The organism is Streptomyces spiralis, assembly GCF_014654675.1.
Taxonomy (GTDB): Bacteria; Actinomycetota; Actinomycetes; order Streptomycetales; family Streptomycetaceae; genus Streptomyces; species Streptomyces spiralis.
On sequence record NZ_BNBC01000031.1, the window covers coordinates 45,931 to 69,571 of the forward strand.

Annotated in this window: 24 protein-coding genes and 1 pseudogene; 16 read left to right on the forward strand and 9 right to left on the reverse strand. The window is 71.1% G+C overall.

The window, feature by feature from the left end; all coding sequences use genetic code 11:
- The first annotated feature begins 125 nt into the window (after positions 1-125).
- The 5 genes from atpA (at position 126) to IE318_RS28025 (ending at position 5,203) form a co-directional block, all read left to right on the forward strand.
- Entirely contained in the window at positions 126-1,718 is a 1,593-nt protein-coding gene (gene atpA, locus IE318_RS28005) for a F0F1 ATP synthase subunit alpha (protein ID WP_030170214.1), read from the forward strand.
- Between the two features lie 21 nt (positions 1,719-1,739).
- Positions 1,740-2,657, forward strand: coding sequence for a F0F1 ATP synthase subunit gamma (locus IE318_RS28010; protein ID WP_030170212.1), 918 nt, complete (start codon positions 1,740-1,742; stop codon positions 2,655-2,657).
- A complete protein-coding gene (gene atpD / locus IE318_RS28015; protein WP_189904755.1) occupies positions 2,658-4,094 on the forward strand; it encodes a F0F1 ATP synthase subunit beta in 1,437 nt (478 codons plus the stop codon).
- Between the two features lie 156 nt (positions 4,095-4,250).
- Complete coding sequence (locus tag IE318_RS28020; protein WP_030170208.1) at positions 4,251-4,628, forward strand: F0F1 ATP synthase subunit epsilon; 378 nt, start codon at positions 4,251-4,253, stop codon at positions 4,626-4,628.
- Between the two features lie 128 nt (positions 4,629-4,756).
- A complete protein-coding gene (locus IE318_RS28025) occupies positions 4,757-5,203 on the forward strand; it encodes a DUF2550 domain-containing protein (RefSeq protein WP_030170206.1) in 447 nt (148 codons plus the stop codon).
- Between the two features lie 74 nt (positions 5,204-5,277).
- On the opposite strand, the gene IE318_RS28030 is transcribed toward IE318_RS28025, so the two are convergent.
- Complete coding sequence (locus tag IE318_RS28030) at positions 5,278-7,107, reverse strand: glycoside hydrolase family 18 chitinase (RefSeq protein ID WP_189904757.1); 1,830 nt, start codon at positions 7,105-7,107, stop codon at positions 5,278-5,280.
- Between the two features lie 49 nt (positions 7,108-7,156).
- A pseudogene (locus tag IE318_RS28035) lies at positions 7,157-7,437 on the reverse strand (response regulator transcription factor); the annotation flags it as partial.
- Between the two features lie 202 nt (positions 7,438-7,639).
- On the opposite strand from IE318_RS28035, the gene IE318_RS28040 reads away from it, so the two are divergent.
- The 5 genes from IE318_RS28040 to IE318_RS28060 all read left to right on the forward strand — a co-directional run bounded on the left by IE318_RS28040 (position 7,640) and on the right by IE318_RS28060 (position 10,928).
- Positions 7,640-7,900 carry a type II toxin-antitoxin system RelE family toxin gene (locus IE318_RS28040; RefSeq protein WP_373311295.1) on the forward strand — a complete coding sequence of 87 codons (261 nt, stop codon included), beginning with the start codon at positions 7,640-7,642 and terminating at the stop codon, positions 7,898-7,900.
- 94 nt (positions 7,901-7,994) lie between these two features.
- Positions 7,995-8,690 carry a response regulator transcription factor gene (locus IE318_RS28045; RefSeq protein WP_189904759.1) on the forward strand — a complete coding sequence of 232 codons (696 nt, stop codon included), beginning with the start codon at positions 7,995-7,997 and terminating at the stop codon, positions 8,688-8,690.
- Positions 8,687-10,192: a sensor histidine kinase gene (locus IE318_RS28050; RefSeq protein WP_189904761.1), complete on the forward strand. Its 1,506-nt coding sequence runs from the start codon at positions 8,687-8,689 to the stop codon at positions 10,190-10,192. Before IE318_RS28045 ends, IE318_RS28050 begins: the two co-directional genes overlap by 4 nt.
- 80 nt (positions 10,193-10,272) lie before the next feature.
- A complete protein-coding gene (locus tag IE318_RS28055; RefSeq protein WP_189904763.1) occupies positions 10,273-10,686 on the forward strand; it encodes a hypothetical protein in 414 nt (137 codons plus the stop codon).
- Entirely contained in the window at positions 10,686-10,928 is a 243-nt protein-coding gene (locus IE318_RS28060) for a hypothetical protein (RefSeq protein ID WP_189904765.1), read from the forward strand. Before IE318_RS28055 ends, IE318_RS28060 begins: the two co-directional genes overlap by 1 nt.
- A 55-nt stretch (positions 10,929-10,983) precedes the next feature.
- Here IE318_RS28060 and IE318_RS28065 read toward each other — a convergent pair whose 3' ends face one another.
- Genes IE318_RS28065 through IE318_RS28075 form a run of 3 tightly spaced genes read right to left on the reverse strand, consistent with a single transcriptional unit; the run spans position 10,984 to position 13,137 of the window.
- Positions 10,984-11,556 carry a cob(I)yrinic acid a,c-diamide adenosyltransferase gene (locus tag IE318_RS28065; RefSeq protein WP_030170182.1) on the reverse strand — a complete coding sequence of 191 codons (573 nt, stop codon included), beginning with the start codon at positions 11,554-11,556 and terminating at the stop codon, positions 10,984-10,986.
- A 13-nt stretch (positions 11,557-11,569) separates the two neighbouring features.
- Positions 11,570-12,319 (reverse strand): ABC transporter permease, encoded by a 750-nt coding sequence (locus IE318_RS28070; RefSeq protein ID WP_030170179.1) that lies wholly within the window; start codon positions 12,317-12,319, stop codon positions 11,570-11,572.
- 32 nt (positions 12,320-12,351) lie between these two features.
- The gene (locus IE318_RS28075; protein WP_189904773.1) at positions 12,352-13,137 is read right to left on the reverse strand and encodes an ABC transporter ATP-binding protein; all 786 of its coding nucleotides are present in this window, start codon (positions 13,135-13,137) and stop codon (positions 12,352-12,354) included.
- A gap of 90 nt (positions 13,138-13,227) precedes the next feature.
- Between IE318_RS28075 and IE318_RS28080 the strand changes: the two genes are divergently transcribed.
- From IE318_RS28080 to IE318_RS28095, 4 genes are all read left to right on the forward strand, one after another.
- Complete coding sequence (locus tag IE318_RS28080) at positions 13,228-13,869, forward strand: TetR/AcrR family transcriptional regulator (protein ID WP_030170174.1); 642 nt, start codon at positions 13,228-13,230, stop codon at positions 13,867-13,869.
- A gap of 162 nt (positions 13,870-14,031) precedes the next feature.
- Positions 14,032-14,880, forward strand: coding sequence for a 3-hydroxyacyl-CoA dehydrogenase family protein (locus IE318_RS28085; RefSeq protein WP_189904775.1), 849 nt, complete (start codon positions 14,032-14,034; stop codon positions 14,878-14,880).
- A gap of 169 nt (positions 14,881-15,049) precedes the next feature.
- Positions 15,050-15,373 (forward strand): STAS domain-containing protein, encoded by a 324-nt coding sequence (locus tag IE318_RS28090; RefSeq protein WP_030170168.1) that lies wholly within the window; start codon positions 15,050-15,052, stop codon positions 15,371-15,373.
- Between the two features lie 353 nt (positions 15,374-15,726).
- Positions 15,727-18,345 carry an ATP-binding protein gene (locus tag IE318_RS28095; protein ID WP_189904777.1) on the forward strand — a complete coding sequence of 873 codons (2,619 nt, stop codon included), beginning with the start codon at positions 15,727-15,729 and terminating at the stop codon, positions 18,343-18,345.
- A 69-nt stretch (positions 18,346-18,414) separates the two neighbouring features.
- On the opposite strand, the gene nucS is transcribed toward IE318_RS28095, so the two are convergent.
- Positions 18,415-19,086, reverse strand: a complete 672-nt coding sequence (nucS, locus tag IE318_RS28100) for an endonuclease NucS (RefSeq protein ID WP_030170162.1) — start codon at positions 19,084-19,086, stop codon at positions 18,415-18,417.
- A 301-nt stretch (positions 19,087-19,387) separates the two neighbouring features.
- Between nucS and IE318_RS28105 the strand changes: the two genes are divergently transcribed.
- Entirely contained in the window at positions 19,388-19,780 is a 393-nt protein-coding gene (locus IE318_RS28105; RefSeq protein WP_030170159.1) for an SCO5389 family protein, read from the forward strand.
- Positions 19,781-19,864: 84 nt separating this feature from the next.
- On the opposite strand, the gene IE318_RS28110 is transcribed toward IE318_RS28105, so the two are convergent.
- A complete protein-coding gene (locus IE318_RS28110; RefSeq protein WP_189904779.1) occupies positions 19,865-20,893 on the reverse strand; it encodes an LLM class flavin-dependent oxidoreductase in 1,029 nt (342 codons plus the stop codon).
- A gap of 244 nt (positions 20,894-21,137) precedes the next feature.
- On the opposite strand from IE318_RS28110, the gene IE318_RS28115 reads away from it, so the two are divergent.
- Positions 21,138-21,470: an Rv1322 family protein gene (locus IE318_RS28115; protein WP_189904781.1), complete on the forward strand. Its 333-nt coding sequence runs from the start codon at positions 21,138-21,140 to the stop codon at positions 21,468-21,470.
- Between the two features lie 3 nt (positions 21,471-21,473).
- Here IE318_RS28115 and IE318_RS28120 read toward each other — a convergent pair whose 3' ends face one another.
- A complete protein-coding gene (locus IE318_RS28120) occupies positions 21,474-22,349 on the reverse strand; it encodes an ABC transporter permease subunit (RefSeq protein WP_189904783.1) in 876 nt (291 codons plus the stop codon).
- Positions 22,346-23,611 carry an ABC transporter ATP-binding protein gene (locus IE318_RS28125; protein ID WP_189904785.1) on the reverse strand — a complete coding sequence of 422 codons (1,266 nt, stop codon included), beginning with the start codon at positions 23,609-23,611 and terminating at the stop codon, positions 22,346-22,348. Before IE318_RS28125 ends, IE318_RS28120 begins: the two co-directional genes overlap by 4 nt.
- Positions 23,612-23,641 lie beyond the last annotated feature (30 nt).

Below are 23,641 nucleotides of genomic sequence, written 5' to 3' on the forward strand. Positions count from 1 at the left end.
AAGACGTACACGACGGCCCTGGTTGGGCCGTGCAGAGGATTCACCTCTTATTGGGGGGAGTCCCGAACTCGTGGAATACCCCCCAAGTGAAACTTCGGGCCCAACAAGGAGAGCAGGGAACCCAGATGGCGGAGCTCACGATCCGGCCGGAGGAGATCCGGGACGCGCTGGAGAACTTCGTCCAGTCGTACAAGCCGGACGCGGCCTCGCGCGAGGAGGTCGGTACGGTCACCCTTGCCGGCGACGGCATCGCGAAGGTCGAGGGCCTGCCCTCGGCCATGGCCAACGAGCTGCTGAAGTTCGAGGACGGCACCCTCGGCCTCGCCCTCAACCTCGAGGAGCGCGAGATCGGTGCCATCGTCCTCGGTGAGTTCAGCGGCATCGAGGAGGGCCAGCCGGTCACCCGCACCGGCGAGGTCCTGTCCGTCGCCGTCGGCGAGGGCTACCTCGGCCGCGTGGTGGACCCGCTCGGCAACCCGATCGACGGCCTCGGCGAGATCGAGACCGAGGGCCGCCGCGCCCTCGAGCTGCAGGCCCCCACGGTCATGCAGCGCAAGTCGGTGCACGAGCCGATGGAGACCGGCTACAAGGCCGTCGACGCCATGACCCCGATCGGCCGCGGTCAGCGTCAGCTGATCATCGGCGACCGCCAGACCGGCAAGACCGCCCTGGCCGTCGACACGATCATCAACCAGCGCGACAACTGGCGCACCGGCGACCCGAAGAAGCAGGTCCGCTGCATCTACGTCGCCATCGGCCAGAAGGGCTCCACCATCGCGTCGGTCCGCCGCGCGCTGGAGGAGAACGGCGCGCTGGAGTACACGACCATCGTCGCCGCCCCGGCGTCCGACCCGGCCGGCTTCAAGTACCTGGCGCCCTACACCGGTTCCGCCATCGGCCAGCAGTGGATGTACCAGGGCAAGCACGTCCTGATCATCTTCGACGACCTGTCGAAGCAGGCCGACGCCTACCGTGCCGTCTCCCTGCTGCTGCGCCGCCCGCCGGGCCGCGAGGCCTACCCGGGTGACGTCTTCTACCTGCACTCCCGGCTGCTGGAGCGCTGCGCGAAGCTCTCCGACGACATGGGTGCCGGTTCGATGACCGGTCTGCCGATCGTCGAGACCAAGGCCAACGACGTCTCGGCGTTCATCCCGACCAACGTCATCTCCATCACCGACGGCCAGTGCTTCCTGGAGTCCGACCTGTTCAACGCCGGTCAGCGCCCCGCGCTGAACGTCGGTATCTCGGTCTCCCGCGTCGGTGGCTCCGCCCAGCACAAGGCGATGCGCCAGGTCTCCGGCCGCCTCCGTGTGGACCTCGCCCAGTTCCGTGAGCTGGAGGCGTTCGCCGCCTTCGGTTCCGACCTGGACGCGGCCTCCAAGGCCCAGCTGGAGCGCGGTCAGCGCATGGTCGAGCTGCTGAAGCAGAACCAGTACGAGCCGATGGCCACCGAGGACCAGGTCGTCTCCATCTGGGCCGGCACCACCGGCCGCATGGACGACGTGCCGGTCGTCGACATCCGCCGCTTCGAGAAGGAGCTCCTGGAGTACCTGCACCGCAAGGAGCAGGGCCTCATGACCTCCATCAAGGAGGGCGCCAAGATGTCCGACGACACGATCCAGGCCATCGCGGACGCGGTCGCGGAGTTCAAGAAGCAGTTCGAGACCTCGGACGGCAAGCTGCTCGGCGAGGACACCCCGGCCGCTGCCGCCAAGTGACGTAAGGAAGGGACCTGACTCATGGGAGCCCAGCTCCGGGTCTACAAGCGTCGCATCCGATCCGTCACCGCGACCAAGAAGATCACCAAGGCGATGGAGATGATCGCCGCCTCGCGCGTCGTCAAGGCGCAGCGCAAGGTGGCGGCCTCCACGCCGTACGCGCAGGAACTGACCCGCGCGGTCACGGCGGTCGGCACCGGTTCGAACACCAAGCACCCGCTGACCACGGAGACGGAGAACCCGACCCGTGCCGCGGTCCTGCTCCTGACGAGCGACCGCGGTCTGGCCGGCGCCTTCAACTCCAACGCCATCAAGGCCGCGGAGCAGCTGACCGAGCGCCTGGAGCGCGAGGGCAAGCAGGTCGACGCGTACATCGTCGGCCGGCGTGGTGTCGCCCACTACAACTTCCGTGAGCGCAAGATCGCGGAGTCGTGGACGGGCTTCACCGACGAGCCCACGTACGCGGACGCCAAGAAGGTGGCGGCGCCGCTGATCGAGGCCATCGAGCGGGAGACGGCGGACGGCGGCGTGGACGAACTCCACATCGTCTACACCGAGTTCGTCTCGATGATGACGCAGACGGCGGTCGACTCCCGGCTGCTGCCGCTGCGCCTCGAAGAGGTGGCGGAGCAGACGCAGAAGAAGGACGAGATCCTTCCGCTGTACGACTTCGAGCCGTCCGCGGAGGACGTCCTCGACGCCCTGCTGCCGCGCTACGTCGAGAGCCGCATCTACAACGCGCTGCTCCAGTCGGCCGCTTCGAAGCACGCCGCCACGCGGCGCGCGATGAAGTCGGCCACCGACAACGCGGGCGAGCTGATCAACACGCTCTCCCGTCTTGCCAACGCGGCCCGCCAGGCCGAAATCACCCAGGAAATCAGCGAGATCGTCGGTGGCGCGAGCGCCCTGGCCGACGCGACCGCGGGGAGTGACCGATAAATGACCACCACTGTTGAGACCGCGACGGCTACGGGCCGCGTCGCCCGGGTCATCGGCCCGGTCGTCGACGTGGAGTTCCCCGTCGACGCGATGCCGGACATCTACAACGCCCTCCACGTCGAGGTCGCCGACCCGGCGAACGCGGGCGAGAAGAAGACGCTGACCCTGGAGGTCGCCCAGCACCTGGGTGACGGCCTGGTCCGCACCATCTCCATGCAGCCGACCGACGGTCTGGTCCGCCAGGCCCCGGTCGTCGACACCGGTGACGGCATCACCGTCCCGGTCGGCGACTTCACCAAGGGCAAGGTGTTCAACACCCTCGGTGAGGTGCTGAACGTCGACGAGTCCTACGAGGGCGAGCGCTGGTCCATCCACCGCAAGGCCCCGAACTTCGACGAGCTCGAGTCGAAGACCGAGATGTTCGAGACCGGCGTCAAGGTCATCGACCTGCTGACCCCGTACGTCAAGGGCGGCAAGATCGGTCTGTTCGGCGGTGCCGGCGTCGGCAAGACGGTGCTCATCCAGGAGATGATCTACCGCGTCGCCAACAACCACGACGGTGTCTCCGTGTTCGCCGGTGTCGGCGAGCGCACCCGTGAGGGCAACGACCTCATCGAGGAGATGTCGGACTCCGGCGTCATCGACAAGACCGCGCTGGTCTTCGGCCAGATGGACGAGCCCCCGGGCACCCGTCTGCGCGTGGCCCTCGCCGGTCTGACCATGGCGGAGTACTTCCGCGATGTGCAGAAGCAGGACGTGCTGTTCTTCATCGACAACATCTTCCGCTTCACGCAGGCCGGTTCCGAGGTCTCCACCCTGCTCGGCCGTATGCCGTCCGCGGTGGGTTACCAGCCGAACCTGGCCGACGAGATGGGCCTCCTCCAGGAGCGCATCACCTCGACCCGCGGTCACTCGATCACCTCGATGCAGGCGATCTACGTCCCCGCCGACGACCTGACCGACCCGGCCCCGGCGACCACCTTCGCCCACCTCGACGCGACGACGGTTCTGTCCCGTCCGATCTCCGAGAAGGGCATCTACCCGGCCGTGGACCCGCTGGACTCCACGTCCCGGATCCTGGACCCGCGGTACATCTCCGCGGACCACTACAACGCGGCCATGCGCGTGAAGAACATCCTGCAGAAGTACAAGGACCTGCAGGACATCATCGCGATCCTCGGTATCGACGAGCTCGGCGAGGAGGACAAGCTCGTCGTCCACCGTGCCCGTCGCGTGGAGCGCTTCCTGTCCCAGAACACCCACGTCGCCAAGCAGTTCACCGGCGTGGACGGTTCGGACGTGCCGCTGGACGAGTCGATCGCCGCGTTCAACGCGATCTGCGACGGCGAGTACGACCACTTCCCGGAGCAGGCGTTCTTCATGTGCGGTGGTCTCGAGGACCTGAAGAAGAACGCGAAGGAGCTGGGCGTCTCCTGAGCCCGGAGCTCGCAGTGGGTCTCGCGGCTCACACCACGTGAGTCTCACGGCTCACACCCGGAAGGGGGCGGGCGCGTCCCGCCCCCTTCCTCACGCCCCTTAGAATTGACCCCAACACCCGGCACTACCGCCGGGTGGTGACCCGAGGAGCCACCCTTGGCTGCTGAGCTGCACGTCGAGCTGGTCGCCGCCGACCGCCAGGTCTGGTCCGGCGAGGCCACCCTGGTCGTCGCGCGCACCACGTCCGGCGACATCGGCGTCATGCCCGGTCACCAGCCGCTGCTCGGTGTGCTGGAGTCGGGCCCGGTGACCATCCGTACGAGTGAAGGTGGAACGGTCGTCGCCGCGGTGCACGGCGGTTTCATCTCGTTCGCGGACAACAAGCTCTCGCTGCTGGCCGAGATCGCCGAGCTCGCCGAGGAGATCGACGTCCAGCGCACGGAGCAGGAGCTGGAGCGCGCGAAGGCGGACGAGGACGAGGTCGCCCAGCGGCGCGCCGACGTCCGTCTGCGGGCGGCTGCGGCGGCGCGCTGAACCGAGCGCCATGCGATGACACCACTCAGCCGCGGCCGGTACCGGAGTAATCCGGTACCGGCCGCGGCTGAGGCGGATGTGGGTGTTTTTTCCGTTCCATTACCTAGGAGACGAGGAGGTCGGTATCGATGGTCCTCGCTCTGAGCGTGTGCGGGGTCGTGGTCGCGCTCGTGGTGGTGGGACTGTTCGTCTTCGGGCTGCGACGCAGGCTCATCCAGCGCTCCGGCGGCACCTTCGACTGCAGTCTGCGCTGGGACGTGGCGGAGAAGCCGGACACCAGCGGCAAGGGCTGGAGCTACGGCGTCGCCCGCTACAACGGCGACCGCGTGGAGTGGTTCCGGGTCTTCTCCTACGCCCCCCGCCCGCGCCGCACGCTGGAGCGCGCGTCGATCGAGGTGGCCGGCCGCCGGCTGCCCGAGGGCGAGGAGGAACTCGCCCTGCTGTCCGACGCGGTGATCCTCGTCTGTCTGCACCGGGGCACGCGGCTGGAACTGGCCATGAGCGAGGACGCCCTGACCGGATTCCTGGCCTGGCTGGAGGCGGCCCCGCCCGGACAGAGGGTGAACGTCGCGTAGGTCACCGGCACTCATGACGAAGCTCCCCCGGACCAGGTCCGGGGGAGCTCCGTGTTTCCGTGGGCCTTGTCTGCTTACGACAGGCCGCTGCTGAGGGCGCTCACCAGTTCACCGTTGCCGGTGTCACCGCTGAACTCCCAGAAGAAGGCGCCGCCGAGGCCCTGGCTGTTGGCCCAGGCCATCTTCGACTTGATGGTGGCCGGGGTGTCGTAGGACCACCAGTTGCTGCCGCAGTGGGCGTAGGCCGTACCGGCGATGGTGCCGGTGGTCGGGCAGGCCGTCTTGAGGACGTGGTAGTCCTCGATGCCCTGCTCGTAGGTGCCGGCCGCCGGGCCCGTGGCGGTGCCGCCCGGGGCGTCCTGGGTGACGCCGGTCCAGCCGCGGCCGTAGAAGCCGATGCCGATGAGCAGCTTGCTCGCGGGCACGCCCTGGGCCTTGAACTTGGCCATCGCGTCGGCGGTGGTGAAGCCGTCCTTCGGGATGCCGTTGTAGGACGTGAGCGGGGAGTGCGGGGCGGTCGGGCCCTTCGCGTCCCAGGCGCCGAAGAAGTCGTACGTCATCACGTTGTACCAGTCGACGTACTGCGAGGCACCGGCGTAGTCGGTGGCCTCGATCTTGCCGCCGGCGGAGCCGTCCGCGGTGACCGCGGCGGTGACGAGCTCCTTGCCGAACTTGGCGCGCAGCGCGGACATCAGGTTCTTGAAGGCCGCCGGGCCGCTCGAGTCACAGGTCAGACCACAGGCGTTCGGGTACTCCCAGTCGATGTCGATGCCGTCGAAGACATCGGACCAGCGCGGGTCGTGCACCAGGTCGTAGCAGGACTGGGCGAAGGCCGCGGGGTTCTTGGCCGCCTCCGCGAAGCCGCCGGACCAGGTCCAGCCACCGAAGGAGTAGATCACCTTGATGTTCGGGTACTTGGCCTTGAGCTCGCGCAGCTGGTTGAAGTTGCCGCGCAGCGGCTGGTCCCAGGTGTCGGCGACGCCGCTGACGGAGTTGTCGGCGGTGAACGCCTTGTCGTAGTCGGCGTAGGAGTCGCCGATCGCGCACTTGCCGCCGGTGACGTTGCCGAAGGCGTAGTTGATGTGCGTGATCTTGGACGCGGAGCCGGACGTCACGATGTTCTTGACGTTGTAGTTGCGGGCGTAGATGCCCCAGTCGGTGAAGTAGCCCATCCTCACCTTGCCGCCGGGGGGCGGCGGGGTGGTCGTGCCACCGGTGGTGTGCACGGCGACCGATCCGCTGACCGGGCCGGTCTGGCCGGCGGTGTCACGGGCCTGGACGGTGTAGGAGTAGTCGGTGCCGGCGGTCAGACCGCTGTCCGTGTACGAGGTCGTCGTCACGGTGGCGACCGTCTTGCCGTCACGCAGGACGTCGTAGTTCTTGATGCCCTTGTCATCGGTGGCCGCGCCCCAGCTGAGCTTCACCGAGGTGTCGGTGATGCCGGAGGCGGTCGGCGCGCCCGGCGCGGAGGGCGGGTTGTCGCCCGGCACGGTCGGGCCGCCGTCGCAGCTGCCGCCGTTGACCAGGCAGTTGCTGGGGGAGCCGGATCCGGTGCCGTTGAAACCGAAGGAGACCGAGGCACCCGGGGCGATGTTGCCGTTCCAGGTGTTCTTGGCGGTCCAGTGGTTGGCGGAGTTGGTCACTGAGGCGTCCCAGGCGGAGGTCACCTTGGTGTCGGAGGGGAAGTCCCACTCCAGGGTCCAGGAGCTGATCGCGGTGGTACCGGTGTTCTTGATGGTCCACTGACCGCCGAAGCCGGAGCCCCAGTCCTGGGTCTTGGTGTAGGTGGCGGTGGCCGAGGTGGCCTCGGCCGCGGCGTGGGCGGAGTCGGCGAGTCCGACCAGTCCGGCCAGGGGAAGCAACAGGGTCGCGAACCCTGCCGCGGCTCTGTGTCCGAAGCGCATGCTGCGCCTCCCTTGTCGGGGGGTTATTGTCAGGGGCATGACTGAGCCATCACGCCCGCAGTGCTGCGAGCGTAGAAAGGTCTGGACCATAGGTCAATAGGTCTGGACCACTGAGCAGGGAGTGGCCCCTGGATCCCAACTCCTGTGCCAGCACCGCGGCTTGAACCCGGCTGCACAGCTCCAGCTTGCCCAGCAGGCGGCTGGCGTGCGTCTTTTCACCGTCGCCTCCGCCATGTCCAGCCGGACGGCGATCTCCGCGTTGGACAGACCCTCACCGAGGCAGGAGAGCACCTCGCGTTCCCGGCGGGTGCGGCTGTCCAGCGCCGGTGGGACGGCCCTAGGTGGTGTCTCGTCGGTCATGCCGGGCTCGCGGCGCCTGGTGCCGCACCTCGCGGCGTTGTCGTCGGTCGCCGATGCTCCGCATCGACTCCCTCCTCCGCCTTGCGATGTTCCCCCACTGCCTGAACGGCGTGGGAGGTGCCCTCACCACCAGCCACCGCTCCCTGATCCGGCCTGATCGACGAGACACCCCCTGGGCTCCGGAACCGACGTTCGGCGGCGACGGCCTGGGTGCGGCGCGCTGCGCATCCTCCACGCGCTCAGCCGTCTCTGCGACGATCCGTACCGCGAGGATGTCGACGTCAAGAAGCTGTCGGGGCACAAGGACCTGTACCGGCTTCGCGTCGGCGTGTACCGCATCGCTTACATGATCGACGATGGCAAGCTCGTCATCCTGGTGGTCGAAGTGGGGCATCGCCGGGAGATCTACCGTCGGCTCCGATGCACGGCCTGATCGCGCTGACCCACTGCTCTTCTCCAAGAAAGCCCCCGCCGGGGCCGCGCGCTCCGAGGACGGTCGTACGCTGACCGGGCGATGAGGAGGGCGGATGTCGGATGCCGGGCGGGCCGGGGACGTGCTGGTCGTCGACGACGACGCGGCGATACGTCGCTCACTGGAGCGCGGACTGCGGCTGAGCGGGTTCGCGGTGCGCAGCGCGGGCGGCGGGGCGGAGGCGCTGGAGGCCATCGGGCAGGCGCCGCCGGACGTGCTGGTCCTGGATGTGTCGATGCCCGGGATGAGCGGCATAGAGGTGTGCACCCGGCTGCGCGCGGCCGGCCAGGACGTGCCCGTGCTGATGCTCTCCGCGCTGGACGAGACCGCCGACCGCATCGCCGGGCTCCAGGCGGGCGGTGACGACTACCTGGTCAAGCCGTTCGCGCTGCAGGAACTGGTGCTGCGGCTGCGCGCGCTGCTGCGCCGCCGGCCGCCCACCGGCCGTGAGGTGCTGTGCGTGGCGGGCCTGGTGATCGACCCGGCGGCGCGCACCGCCGAGCGCGACGGGCGGGCCCTGGAGCTGACCCGGCGTGAGTTCGAGCTGCTGGAGGTGCTCGCCCGCAACGCCGGGCTGGTCCTCACCCGCGACCAGCTCCTGGAGCGGGTGTGGGGCTACGACTTCGACGTGCGCACCGACACGGTCGACACCTTCGTCAGCTACCTGCGGCGCAAGCTGGAGGCGGACGGGCGGCCCCGGCTGGTCCACACCGTGCGCGGGGTCGGCTTCGTCCTGCGGGACGCGCCGTGAGGCTCTCCACCCGTATCGGGCTCGCCGTCGGCTGCACCGTCCCGCTGCTGGTGGCGGCCTCCGGCTGGCTGCTGCTGCACCTGGTCGCCCGCGACCTGCACCGCGTGGAGGACGACCACCTGCGCCGCCGGGCCGCCGCCATCGCCCCGGACGCCCGCGCCCTGCTGCGCGCCACCCGCAACGGCCGTCCGAAGGCCGCCGACACCAGGGAACGGCAGCTGTTCAGCTCCGCCCTCGACGTCGGCGTACGCGTCCTCGCCCCGGACGCCACCTTCAGCGGCGGACCCCAGCCCGACCCCTCGGTGAGCCTGCCCGGCCAGACCTCCGGGCCGGTCACGGTCCGCGCCGGCGGGCGGAGCTGGCGCGCCCTGTCACGTCCGCTGAAGGGCTCCTCCGTTTCCGGCACCCTGTGGGTGTTCTCGCCGGACACCGCCGACCGGGCCCAACTGGGGGCCGTACGCCGCCGTGTCGTTCTGACGGCGCTGCTCGCCGCGCCGCTGTCCGGGCTGCTCGCCTGGGGTCTGGCCGGCAGCGCGAGCGCGCCCCTGCGCCGCCTCACCCGCCGTACGGCCGGACTCGACCCGCGCACCTCAGCCGCCCGGCTCGACCACCGGCCGACCGGTGTCACGGAGGTCGACGAGCTCGCGGCCACCGTGCGCACCGTCCTCGCCCGCTACGACGAGCAGGCCGCGCGCACCGCCGAGGCCCTGGACACGGCCCGTTCCTTCTCCGCCGCCGCCGCCCACGAACTGCGCACCCCGCTGATGAGCATGGGCACCAACCTCGACATCCTCGCCGGCCACCCCGACCTGCCCGAACCGGACCGCACCGAGGTCCTCACCGACCTCGGGCGCGAGCACGCCCGGCTGCTCGGCCTGCTGGTGATGCTGCGCGAGCTGGGACGCGGGGACCTGGTGGAGGCGGAGGCGCTGGGCACGGTGGACGTCTCCGAGGCCGCCGACGCCGCCGTGGCCGAGGCACGGCGCCGCGCCCCGGACGCCCTGATCACCCTGGACGCACCGCCCGGCCTTGCCGTGCACGGCTGGGAGCCGGGGCTGCGGCTGCTGCTGGACAACCTGCTGGGCAACGCCCTGGCCCACGGCCGGGACGCGCACGGCCGGCTCCGGGTGGCGGTCGGGGTGCGCGGCACCGACCACCAGGTGGTGATCACGGTGGACGACCAGGGGCCCGGCGTACCGCCCGAGGCCCGGGAACGGATCTTCGAGCGGTTCCAGCGGGGACCGGACAGCGCCGGCTCCGGCCTCGGGCTCACCCTCGTCGCCCAGCAGACGGCGCTGCACCGGGGGAGCGTCACCGTCACGGACGCGCCCGGCGGCACGGGGGCGCGCTTCGAGGTCCGGCTGCCGTCGGGCACGGACTCGGGCGGCGGCTCGGGCGGCGGCGAGCTGCCCGGTCGGCGGGACTGGCTGATCGGTACGGCGGGAGCAGCCGGCACAGCCGGGACGAAGCGGTCACAGAGTTTCCCCAAAGACCGTCCCTAGCCTGCGTCGCACCGGACGGACGACGGACGACGTCCCGTCCGGACACGCACGAAAACGCATGCGAACGGACGGAGAGGCAGATGGACGCACGACGACGGACGCGCACGCTGCTCACGGGACTCGCCGTGACGGCGGTCCTCGCGGGCACCACGAGTGCGGCGGCGGCCGAGAGCGCCCCCGCGCCCGGGCCCACCGGTGACGGCGCGCACGCCCTGTGCAAGCGGGTGCCGAAGCTCGACCGGCGGATCGACCGGTCCCTGAAGCGGCTGGACGCGGGAGCCGGCACCCGAGGCTCGGTCGCCCGGCTGCAGAAGCGCGTCGACAACGCCAAGAAGGCGGGCCACACCGAGATCGCCACCTTCCTCCAGGACCGGCTGAACCAGCGCACGTCGCTGCGCACCGACCTGGAGCAGCGCAAGAAGGACCTGGCCGCGGTGAAGACCTGGTGCCAGGCCAACGACAACGGCAAGAGCACGAACAAGAAGGGGAGCTGATGCGCGCCCGGCGGACTGCCGTCGCGGCGGCGGCCCTGCTGGTGGGGCTCACCGCAGGGTGCGCCGGCCACGCGGGTACGGCCCCGAAGGGGGCGCCGTCCGCCACGCCCTCGGCGTCTTCGTCCGGATCCGCCCCGGCCGGAGCACCCTCCGGCTACGCGGACATGGAGAAGAAGGTGGACGCCGCCGAGTCCGCGGCTGCCGCCGCCGACCGGGACGCGGCGAGCGACGACGACCGCTGAGGCGGGGCGGCCGGGCGGACGGCGCTGCTTCGAAGCGCACCCATATGGGGTGTCTCTAGCGCTCCCCGCCCGGCACCCACAGCACGTCGCCGGTCTCCTTGTTCGCCGTCCGGGCCAGGATGAACAGCAGGTCGGACAGGCGGTTGAGGTAGGTGGCGGTCAGCGGGTTCATCACCTCGCCGTGCACCTCCAGCGCCGCCCACGTCGAGCGCTCGGCCCGCCGTACGACCGTGCACGCCTGGTGCAGCAGCGCCGCGCCGGGCGTACCCCCGGGGAGGATGAAGGAGCGCAGCTTCTCCAGCTCGGCGTTGAACCGGTCGCAGTCCGCCTCGAGCCGGTCGACGTAGAACTGCTCGACCCTGAGCGGCGGGAACTCGGGGTTCTCCACCACCGGCGTGGCCAGGTCCGCCCCCACGTCGAACAGATCGTTCTGCACGCGGACCAGGACCTTCACGATCTCCTCGTCGAGCCCGCCCAGCGCGATCGCCGTGCCGATCACCGCGTTCGCCTCGTTGGCGTCGGCGTACGCGGCGATGCGCAGATCGGTCTTGGCGACCCGGCTCATGTCGCCGAGGGCGGTGGTGCCCTGGTCGCCGGTCCTGGTGTAGATGCGCGTCAGATTGACCATGTGACCAGCCTAGTTACGCGCCGGCCGTACGGAACACACGTGTGCCCACTGTCACGGACAGTGCCGCGAGCCCGACGGCCACCAGCACGCCGTACAGCATGTGTGCGCTCGTGTAGGAGCCGACGTAGGCGTCCCGCACCGCGTCCACCAGATAGCGGAACGGGGTGAGGTGGGAGAGCACGTCCAGCCAGGCCGGCCCGAGGGTCATCGGCAGCATCAGGCCCGACAGGAGCATGGACGGCATGGTCAGCGCGTTGATCACCGGCCCGAACTCCTGCGGGGTGCGCACGTTCATCGCCAGCGCGTACGACAGTGAGGCGAGCGAGATCGTCAGCAGTGCGACGAACGCGAAGCCGATGAGAACACCCGGCAGCGGGGCCCGTAGCCCCATGGCCACGGCCGCGAGCACCAGCAGCACCGCCTGGAAGACGAAGACCGTGGCGTCCCGGAGCACGCGACCCAGCAGCAGCGCGAGCCGGCTCACGGGGGTGACCCGCATGCGCTCCACCACGCCCTGGCCCTTCTCGACGATGACGGTGAAGCCGGCGAAGGACGCACCGAACAGGCCGAGTTGGAGCAGCAGTCCGGGGACGAGCACCTGCCACGAGCTGCCCTGCCGGCCCAGGGGCAGACGGGTGAGCAGCGGGCCGAAGAAGAGCAGGTACAGCAGCGGCATCAGTACCCCGAAGAGCAGCGCGAAGCGGGAGCGCAGGGACTGGCGCAGATAGCGGCCGTAGATGAGGGCCGTGTCGTGGAGAAGCATCCGGTTTCCAGGTTTCCAGTCGTCCTTGAGTCCTATACGGCCACGGGCGTGGCGTGGGCGGTGGCGGGGCCACGGCCGGTGATCGCGAGGAAGGTGTCCTGGAGCGAGGCGTCGATCGAGCCTCCGTACTCCAGCTTCAGCGCGCTCGGCGTGCCCTCCGCCGCCACCACGCCCCGGTCGACGACGACCAGCCGGTCGGAGAGCGCGTCGGCCTCGTCGAGGTAGTGGGTGGTGAGGAAGACGGTCGTGCCGTGCTCGTCGCGCAGCCGGCGGACGAGGTTCCACAGGTCGGCCCGGCTGCCGGGGTCCAGGCCCGTCGTCGGCTCGTCGAGGAACAGCACGCGCGGGCGGTGGGTGAGCGCCATCGCGACGTCCAGGCGGCGGCGCTGGCCGCCGGAGAGCGTGGCGGTCCTGCGGTCGAGCAGCTCCACCAGGTCCAGCTCCCGCGCCAACTCCTCGGCGCGATCGACTGCCTGCGACTTCGTCAGCCGGTACATCCGCCCCTGGGTGACCAGTTCCTCCCGCACGGTGATCTGCCCGTCGATCCCGCCGGACTGTGCGACGTACCCGCAGGCCCGCCGCACCCCGACCGGGTCCGTGGCCAGGTCGCGGCCCGCGACGGTGGCCGTGCCGCCGGTCGGGGCCAGCAGGGTGGTGAGCATCCGCAGGGTGGTCGTCTTGCCTGCGCCGTTGGGGCCGAGGAGGCCGAGGATCTCGCCCTCGCGGACGGTGAGGTCGATGCCGCGCACGGCCTGGACCGGGCCGCGCTTGGTCTGGAAGGTGCGGGCCAGTCCGGCCGCGGTGATGACTGCTGCCATGCGGCCAGAAAAACAGAGTCGCTGAAATTTTGCAACGTCACCAAATTTTGATTGACCCCAGCGAATCGCGTGCCGCCCTACGATGACGTCATGGCAGAGGGGCTCAGGGAGCGGAAGAAACGCGAGACCAGGCAGCGCATCTCGGACATCGCCACCGGGCTGTTCGTGGAGCGCGGTTTCGCGGCGGTGACGATGGCGGACGTGGCAGAGGCCGCCGACGTCTCCGTCAACACCGTCTACAACTACTTCCCGGCCAAGGAGGACCTCTTCTTCGACCGCTCCGCCGGCGTCGTCGACCGGCTGGCCCGCTGGGTGCGCGGCCGGGACGCGGGGGAGTCGGCCGCCCGGGCCGTACTGCGCGAACTGCGCGAGGAGGTCGAGGCCGTCTCGCCCCGGGTCGGCCTGATGGAGGGCTACGACCGCTTCATGCGCGTCATCCACGAGGCGCCGCCGCTGCGCTCCCGGCTGTGGAGCCTGCAGCAGGAGATCCACGACAACCTGGAGTCCGCCCTGCGCGAGGAGACGGGCGCGGCCGCGGCCGACCCGCTGCCCGGCCTGATGGCCGGGCAGATCTGCTGGATCCACCAGACGGTGTTCGTCGCCATCGGACGCCAGATGCTCGCGGGCCGCAAACCGGCCGAAGTGTCCCGAGAGGTACTGGTGCTCCTCGACGACATCGAGGACCTGTTGAGCGAAAAGGTGCTCAACTACGCCGTCCGAGGCGATCGGTGACCCCTGCCGGTGTGATGTCCGTCATCTGAGACGTGACGCGCATTACTTACTGGTCACACAGCCCCGAACGGGCGCTAGTGTCCGCCCCAGGAGCCATACGTAAACAGCGTGTAAGCGCTCGCGCGGCCGTCGTCCGCGCAGTCGTCCGAAGGGGAGTCGTAAGTGGCACGGAAGCTCGCCGTCATCGGGGCCGGCCTCATGGGATCCGGCATCGCCCAGGTCTCCGCTCAGGCGGGCTGGGAGGTCGTGATGCGTGACGTCACGGACGAGGCGCTCCGGCGTGGCACCGACGGCATCAAGGCCTCGTACGACAAGTTCGTCTCCAAGGGCAAGCTGGAGGCCGCCGACGCCGAGGCCGCCCTCGCCCGCATCACCACGACCACCGACCTGGACGCGGCGGCCGACGCCGACATCGTCGTCGAGGCGGTCTTCGAGAAGCTCGACGTCAAGCACGAGATCTTCCGCACGCTGGACAAGCTGGTCCGCGAGGACGCGGTGCTCGCCTCCAACACCTCCGCCATCCCGATCACCAAGATCGCGGCCGTGACGGAGCGCCCGGAGCGGGTCGTCGGCGTGCACTTCTTCTCGCCGGTGCCGATGATGCAGCTCGTCGAGCTCGTCCGCGGCTACAAGACCAGCGACGAAACCCTCGCCACGGCACGGGAGTTCGCCGAGTCCGTCGGCAAGACCTGCATCGTCGTCAACCGCGACGTGGCCGGCTTCGTCACCACCCGGCTCATCTCCGCCCTCGTCGTCGAGGCGGCCAAGCTGTACGAGTCGGGCGTGGCCACCGCCGAGGACATCGACCTCGCCTGCAAGCTGGGCTTCGGCCACGCCATGGGACCGCTCGCCACCGCGGACCTCACCGGCGTCGACATCCTGCTGCACGCCACCAGCAACATCTACACCGAGACCCAGGACGAGAAGTTCGCCCCGCCGGAGCTGATGCGCCGGATGGTGGACGCCGGTGACATCGGCCGCAAGAGCGGGCAGGGCTTCTACAAGCACTAGAACGAGCACCGACCCGGTCCGGGCCGTACAACGGCCGTCTGCCTCACCCGTGAGGGTGAATTCGGTATCGATTCGCCAACAACCAGCAACCGGACCGTCACAGAAGCAGTCAGACGTTGCACAGCCAACCGTCACACGGAGCACGCCACCGCATTCACGGGGAGCGCATATGTACATCAGGGGCGACCACGCCGAGGTGGTCGTCGGGGGCCGCCTCGACGTCCGCAGCGCGGCGGACGCCCGTACGGTCCTGCACTCGGCCGTGGACGACGGCGCGGGCGACCTGGTCCTCGACCTGTCGGAGCTCGACTCCTGGGACGCCACCGGACTCGGCGTGATCATGGGTGTCCACCGGCGCGCCGGCCGCTGCGGCCGGCGCCTGGTGCTGCGGGCCGTACCGCCGCAGATGCAGCGCCTGCTGGTGGCCACCCGGCTGCACCGCATCCTCGCCATCGAGGGCGGCATCGGCGTGGAGTCCCTGCCCCGCGTCTGACACCCGCCGCCGGCCCGGGGGGCCGCACGCCGGTGCGGCGGGAGACCCGCCGGGGCGCGGGGCGGCGCGTACCGGTGTGAACCGGGCGACGGCAGAGACCGGACGGACCGCATCGAACCGTACGTCGCACGCAATCCTCACGAGACTGTGACGTCCCGGTCGGCGTAGCACCCCGGGCTGTCGGAGATACTGTGCGAAGGTTTAGGGTTCGGTCGCCCGCTGCCTCGCAACCCTCGAGCGGGCCCGGACCAGAAGCGACAGCGTGGTGTGCGGCAAGGCCGGGGGTGGGCTGGGTCGCCGGACTCCGCCCAGCACACGAGACGCTTTTGGGGGGCTTGGAACCTATGGAACCCATGGACCCGAACAACCGGGATCCCGAGGGCATGGGCCATGACGGCGACGGCCACGCGCCGGGCCGGCGGCCCCCCAGGGACTCCCTCGCATCCGACTTCACACCGCACACGCCCGCACCGGCCCGCACGGTGCAGCTCGTCACGGGCGACTTCCTGCTCACCGTCAACCCCGTCGACGGCAGCGAGATAGAGGCGTGCCCGCCCGGAGAACGCCCGGACCGGGCGACCCGGTACACGGCGGCCGATCGCGCCGACGCCGACCGCGCGGCCAGGCCGCCCGTCCCGCCCGGACCCGCCCCGTCCGCGGAGCCGCTGCTGGAGCGCCAGGACGAACGCGAGCGGCTGGTACGGCTGCTCGCCCGCGGCCGCTCGGTGCGCCTGACCGGACCCGGCGGCTCCGGCCGCACCAGCCTCCTCGACCTGGTCGCCGAGGACTGCGAGGATCTCGCCCCCGACGGCGTCGTCCGCCTCACCGGCCACCGCCGCACGGTCACCGACCTGCTGCACGACCTCTTCCACGCCGTGCACGACGCGCCCCGGCACCGCCCGGGCCGGGACGAACTGCTCGAGTACGTCCGTGAGATCGGCGCGGTCGTCGTCCTGGACGACATCGAGTTCGGCGGCAGCGCCCTGGACGAACTCCTCGACGCCACCCCCGAGTGCGCCTTCCTGATCGCCGCCACCCCCGACGTGCCGGCGCCGTCCGCCGAGTCCGCCGTCGAGGAGGTCTTCCTCGGCGGCCTGGACCGGGCCGCCGGCGTCGAACTCATCGAGCGCGGCGTCGGCCGGGTGCTCACCGAGGACGAGGCCAACTGGGCCGGCGACCTCTGGTTCGAGTCGGAGGGCCTGCCCCTGCGCTTCGTCCAGGCCGGCGCCCTGCTGCGCCAGCGCGACCGGCTGCGGGCCGGCACCGACGCCGTCGAGGAGTTCGGCGTCTTCGCCGACGCCCCGCCCACGGACGCCCCGTTCGACGGGGGCGGCGACGACGTGCCCCTGCCCTCGCTCGGCGAGGCCGCCGCGCCCGCCCCGCTGCTCGCCTCCCGGCTCAGCGCCTCCGCCCGTGCCACCCTGCGCTTCGCCGTCGCACTCGGCGGCGAGGTGCCCCACCAGGCCCACCTGCCCGCGCTGGTCGGCGACACCCACGCCGACGCCGCGCTGGGCGAGCTGGCGAGCTGCGGCCTGGTCTCCCCGGCCGGCTCCCGCCACCGGCTCGCCGCCGGGGTCCTCACCCAGCTGGAGGCCGCCGGATACGGCGACGACGCCGAGGAACAGGCCCACACCGCCGCCCAGCACTACGCCTGGTGGGCCGGCCACCCCTCGGTCACGCCCGAGCGGGTCGCCGCCGAGGCGGACGCCCTGCTGGCCGCGCTGGCCGTGCTCGTCCCCGCCACCACGCCACCCGGTGAGGGCGAGGGCGAGGGGGAGGAGAGCATCGCCGTCCGGCTCGCCCGCACCGCCGCTCCCGCGTTTGCCGCGGGCCTCAACTGGGGCGCCTGGGAACGCGCGCTGCGCTTCGGCGCGGAGGCCTCCCGGCTCTCCGGCGAGGTCGCCGACCAGGCCTACTTCCACCACGAGCTGGGCATCGTCGCGCTCTGCGGCGGCCTGCTGGACCGGGCCCGCGCCGAACTGGAGGCGTCCATCGGGCTGCGCGGCGCCCTCGCCGACAAGCGCGGCACCGTCGCCGGCCGCCGCGCCCTCGCCCTGGTCGCCGACCGCTCCGGCACGACCCCGGGTCCGGCCGCCCTGCCGGGCTTCGGCGCGATGGCCGGGGAGGAGGTGCCCGACGCCCGCACCGAGGAGTCCGCCTCGCCGCCCGGTGGCGTCCCCGCCCCCTTCCCGGCGCTCCAGCGGCCCGGTGACGAGACCACCACACTGGTCACCTACCAGCCCTCGGCCGCGGGCTCGGCCTCCGCCTCGTACGCCTCCTCGCCGGACGCCCCGGCGAAGCACCGGGTCGGGCTCAAGGGCCTGGCCCGGCGCAACCTGGTGGCGGCGGGCGCGGGCGCGCTGCTCGTGGCCGTCCTCGGCACGGTGGTGACGCTCGGCGCCACCTCCCACAACGACGCCAACGACCCCTCCGACAAGGTCGGCGTCAACCCGTCCGCCAGCCAGGGCGCGGACGACGACAGCCTGGACGCCGACACCCCGCAGAACGGCGGCGGCGACACCGGCACCGGCCACGGGACCACCCCCGGCACCACCAGCAGCCCCACCAACCCGGGCCCCGACGGCACCTACGGCACGTCGGACGACCCGACGCCGCCGGCCGACGCCGCCGGGCCGTCGGACGACCCGAGCGGGACGAAGGGTCCAGGGGGCGGTACGTCGAGCAGGCCGCCGACCTCGCCGACTTCGACGCGGTCGACGCCCACGAAGCCGACCACGTCGCCGTCGAAGTCGCCCCCGTCGCCTTCGGCCTCCCCGTCGAAGTCGCCGACCCCGACGCCGACGCCGTCTCAGTCCGAGACCTCGACCACGAGCCCGCAGACCACCGACTCCGCCAGCGGCTCCGCCCCCACCCGCACCGCCACCTCCAGCGCCCCCGCCACCTCCAGCAGCTCGACGAGCGGCGACGCGGAGTCGGGCTCCCCGAGCAGCGGCTCCGGCTCGGTGATCTGAGGCACAACACGGAAGGGTCCGACCCGTGTCACGGGTCGGACCCTTCCGCCTCGAGCGCTGCCGCTGCTCTCAGAACAGCCGCAGCTTGTCGTCCTCGATGCCGCGCAGCGCGTCGTAGTCCAGCACCTGGCAGCCGATGCCGCGGTCGGTGGCCAGCACCCGGGCCTGCGGCTTGATCTCCTGCGCGGCGAAGACGCCGCGCACCGGGGCGAGGTGCGGGTCGCGGTTCAGCAGCTCCAGATAGCGGGTGAGCTGCTCCACGCCGTCGATCTCGCCGCGCCGCTTGATCTCCACCGCGACGGTCTGCCCCTCGCCGTCCCGGCACAGGATGTCCACCGGGCCGATGGCCGTCATGTACTCGCGCCGGATGAGCGTGTAGCCCTCGCCGAGCGTCTCGATGCGGTCGGCCAGGAGTTCCTGGAGGTGCGCCTCCACGCCGTCCTTGATCAGCCCCGGATCCACGCCGAGTTCGTGCGAGGAGTCGTGCAGGATCTCCTCCATCGTGATGATGAGCTTCTCGCCCGCCTTGTTGACGACGGTCCACACGCCCTCTTCGTCGCCGGTGCCCTCCTTCAGGGTGCACGGCGGCGACATCCAGTTCAGGGGCTTGTAGGCGCGGTCGTCCGCGTGGATCGAGACGCTGCCGTCCGCCTTGACCAGGATCAGGCGGGGCGCTGACGGGAGGTGGGCGGTGAGCCGGCCCGCGTAGTCGACGGAGCAGCGGGCAATGACGAGACGCATGGTCCGCAACGCTACTCGACGCACCGGGCCGCGCGCGATTCGGTCACCGGGACCCCCTTCCCGGCGGTCGACCGGCCCCTTGTGGGTCGCCCCATTTTTCCCTGGATCACCCGTGTTCACTTATGGCCGATTGTGTGCCCAACCCGCCCTGTCTGTACGTGCATTCGCCTGGTGGGGCCTCGTTTCGTTGCCTACCGTAGAGAACGGGAGGTCGCGATGTGTGTACGCACCGTGTTCGGTATCGCTCACTCCCTTATCTGTCCGGCAACCCCTGCTCACCGGGGGTGCGAGAGGAGAACCCATGTCGCTCGACGTCTCACCGGCCCTACTGGAACAGGCCGAGCGAGGCGAGGTCGACGAAGCTGAATTCGTCGACTGCGTCCGGACCTCCCTGCCCTACGCATGGGAGATGATCAGCTCCCTGGTGGCCCAGCTGAAGGTGGACGGCGGAGAGTTCGCCGACAACCAGACGCCGCCGCCGAGTGAGCAGCATCGCGGTCAGCTGCTGCGTGCGCTCGCTAGTGACGCCATACGAGGCGCGCTGCAGCGGCACTTCGGTGTCCGGCTGGCCTTCCAGAACTGCCACCGGGTGGCGGTCTTCCCGCTGGACGCCTCGGCCGACGAGAGGCTGGCGAAGTTCACGTCGGTGCGCGCCCAGCTGCTCAACCAGTCACCGGAGCTCAGGGACTGCTGAGGGGGCAGTTGTCTGCTTGCCGCTCCGCACGCGGGAGGTGCATCAAGTGCCGGGGCGGCAAGCCCTCCGGTGACGGCCGCCGGCTCAGCCGAGGTGGGGGAGTACCTCGGCGCCGAGCCGGCGTACGTTCTCCTCGGTCGCCGCGAGGTCGCCCGAGCCCTCGACGAGCAGGGCGAACCTGGAGATGCCGGTCCGCTCGGCGGTCGCCGCCAGCCGGTCGGCGCACAGGCGCGGGGTGCCCACGGGGTGCAGCCCGCAGAGCAGCTCCGTGTAGGCCAGCGGATCGCGCATCCGTCGGCTGCGGCCGTCCACCGTGACATGCGCGTCCAGCCCCTGTTTCAGCCAGCCCGGCATCGCTTTCAGCAGGGTCTCGGCCGCGTCCGTGCGCCGGTCCGCGATCTGGCAGACGCCTGCCGAGACATGCGCGGCGCCCCGGATCTCCTCCCCGGACCGTCCGGCCGCCCGTGCGCAGCGCCGCCACAGGGCGATCATCTCGGCCTTCTCCTCGTCCCCGACATGCATCCCGAGGAGCATGGGCAGCCCGCGCTCGGCGGCCAGCCGCACGCTCGCCGGGGAGGTGCACGCGACGACGACCTCGGGGCCCGGGACCTCGTGCAGCGCCTCCGAGGGGCGGGGCACGACGGGGACCTCCCGGAAGCTGAATCGTTCCCCCGAGGCCGACACCGACGCGTCGCGCAGCCAGCGGACCAGCAGATCGAGTGATTCCGGAAACCCCTCCTCGTACGCCTCGAGACCGGTCCCGAACACCTCCAGGTCGACCCACGGACCGCCGCGTCCCACGCCCAGCGAGAACCGGCCGCCGCTCGTCACGTGCAGCAGCGCGGCCTGCTCGCCGAGCGCCACCGGGTGGACCGTGGGGAGCACGCTGACCGCCGTCCCCACCCTCAGCCGGCGGGTACGGCCGAGCAGCAGCGCGGCCAGGGTGATGGCCGACGGGCACGTCCCGTACGGTACGAAGTGGTGCTCGGCCAGCCAGACCGCGTCCAGCCCCGCCTCCTCGGCGACCTCGGCCGTACGGACCGCGCGGTGCAGCGCCTCCCCCTGGCCCTGGCCCGGGAACTGGGCGGCCAACACGAAACTTCCTACGCGCATTGCTTTTCCTGCTTCCTCGGCTCCGACGCGGAGCTCCCCCACCGGGCATAACCGCACGACACGTGACGAGGACACGGCCTGGCGAAGGGATTTCCGGATTGTCTGTGGAATCGGACGTCCTCGAGGGCGAGTTGACAGGATTTGGTCGGCTATTCGGATCGTGGCGGATCCGGACGTATGCCCTTGTCGGCGCCGCGTACGCTGGAGGCGAACCCGTCCTTCAGCAGAACCGGTGAGGTGTCCCGTGTCCCCGCGTCGCAACCGCCCCAAGGGAGCCGGCTCGTCCGGCCGGAGCGCCGAGGACGACGCGGCGAGCCGTTACGGCGGCTGGCAGTCCACGGAGAACTGGCAGGGCGAGGAGTGGAGCGTGCGCCATGTCGCGGGCGCCAGCGCGGCGGGCAAGACCTACCGCTGCCCGGGCTGCGACCAGGTGATCGGCTCGGGCGTCCCGCACGTGGTGGCCTGGCCCGAGCACGCCGGGGTGGACGACCGCAGGCACTGGCACAAGGCCTGCTGGAACGCGAAGGACCGCCGCACCACGCGGGTGCGGCGGTCCCGTGACGCGCCGAGGTTCTGAACCCTAGACGTCCCGTTTCTGCAGCAGCGCCAAGGCGCCGGCGGCGGCGACCACCGTCGCGCCCAGGATGATCCACAGCGGATCCCAGCCCGAAGGGCCGGAGCGGCTCAGGGAGTTGGAGTAGAACACGCTCAACTGGTTCGGGATGGAGTACTCGAACAGGGCCTGGCGCACCTTCTCCAGCGACTGCGTGAACATGAACAGCGCGATGACCAGCGGGGCGAGGACCACACCGATCATGATGGTGATGCCGCCCGCCGAGTGCCGCAGCACCGAGCCGACGAGCAGCGACAGAAGGCCGAGCAGGGCCATGTAGAGGCTGACGCCGACCGTGCCCTTGAACCACTCCGCGCCGGTCGGCTGCCGGGCGCCACTGCCTTCCAGCAGGGCCATCTGGAGGAAGGCGACCACTGCCGTGGACACCAGGGTGATCGTGAAGGCGACCAGGAAGAACACCAGCGCCTTCGCCGCGAGCACCCGCCCCCGGCTGGGGCACGCCGTCATCGTCGTGCGGATCATGCCGGTGCCGTACTCGGAGGCCGTGGTCAGCACGCCGAGCGTGATGAGGCAGATGCTGCCGAGCAGCAGCCCGAAGAAGCCCAGCGACAGCGGGTTCTCGTCACCGGAGAGGTCCGACGAGGAGTTGGCGATCACCAGACCGGTCAGCAGCCCGATCCCGAGCACGAGCAGGACGAACACACCGAGCGTCCACATGGTGGAGCGCACCGACTTGATTTTCGTCCACTCCGAGGCGAGGGCGTGCCCGAGGTGCGTACGGACCACGGGGATCGGCGAGGTGTAACCGGGGTACGGGCTGCCGGCCGCCGCCTCCCAGGCGGGCGGCGCGGCCTGCGGCATCGGAGTCTGCGGCGTGCTCATCGGGCGTCCTCGGACTTGGTGGTGTCGACGGCGGGGGCGGGGGCGGCGGCCTCCGGCGCGGGGGAGGCGGGCGCGGCGGGCGGAGCCGCGGGCGCGGCGACGGGCTGGGCGTACGGGTTCGGCATGCCCGCACCCGGAGCGCCGTACGGCTGGGGGTGGGGGTGGGCGCCGTAGGGACCCTGGCCCGGCTGCGGCTGCGGCTGCTGCTGAGGCGGTGCGGCGAAGGGCTGACCGCCCTGCTGGGGCGGCGGCGGGGCGTACCAGCCGGGCTGGCCCTGGCCCGGGACCGGCACGGGCGGCTGGGCGCCGGGCGGCAGGGGCTGCATCAGTCCCGCCTTCTGGTCGATCGTCGAGCGGTAGTCGACGGCGCCCTGCGTCATCCGCATGTATGCCTCCTCCAGCGAGGCCTGGTGCGGCGACAGCTCCCACAGCCGTACGTCGGCCTCGTGCGCGAGGTCGCTGATGCGCGGCAGCGGCAGCCCCGTCACCCGCAGCGCGCCGTCCGGCTCGGGCAGCACATGCCCACCGGCCTCGGTCAGCGCCGAGGTCAGCTTCTCCCGCTGCTCCGGCTCGGTGTCCGGGGTGCGCACCCGGGCGAAGTCCGCGGAGTTCGCCGAGATGAAGGCCGTCACGCTCATGTCGGCGAGCAACTGCCCGCGACCGATGACGATCAGGTGGTCGGCGGTCAGCGCCATCTCGCTCATGAGGTGACTGGAGACGAACACGGTCCGTCCCTCGGCGGCCAGCGCCTTCATCAGGTTCCGCACCCAGAGGATGCCCTCGGGGTCGAGACCGTTCACCGGCTCGTCGAACAGCAGCACCTGCGGGTCACCCAGCAGCGCCGCCGCGATGCCGAGCCGCTGCCCCATGCCCAGCGAGAAGCCCTTGGAACGCTTCCTGGCCACGTCCTGCAGACCGACCACGCCCAGCACCTCGTCGACGCGGCGCGCCGGGATGCCCGACAGCTGGGCCAGGGACAGCAGGTGGCTGCGGGCGCTCCGGCCGCCGTGAACGGCCTTGGCGTCCAGCAGGGCGCCCACCTGGCGCGGTGCGTTGGGCAGCTTGCGGTACGGGTAGCCGCCGATCGTCACCGTGCCCGCGGTGGGGTTGTCCAGGCCGAGGATCATCCGCATGGTCGTCGACTTGCCCGACCCGTTGGGGCCCAGGAAGCCGGTGACGGCGCCGGGCCGTACCTGGAAGGAGAGGTTGTACACGGCGGTCTTGTCGCCATAGCGCTTGGTCAGGCCGACTGCCTCGATCATGCTCCGGTCCCATCGGAAGGTACCCGTCCC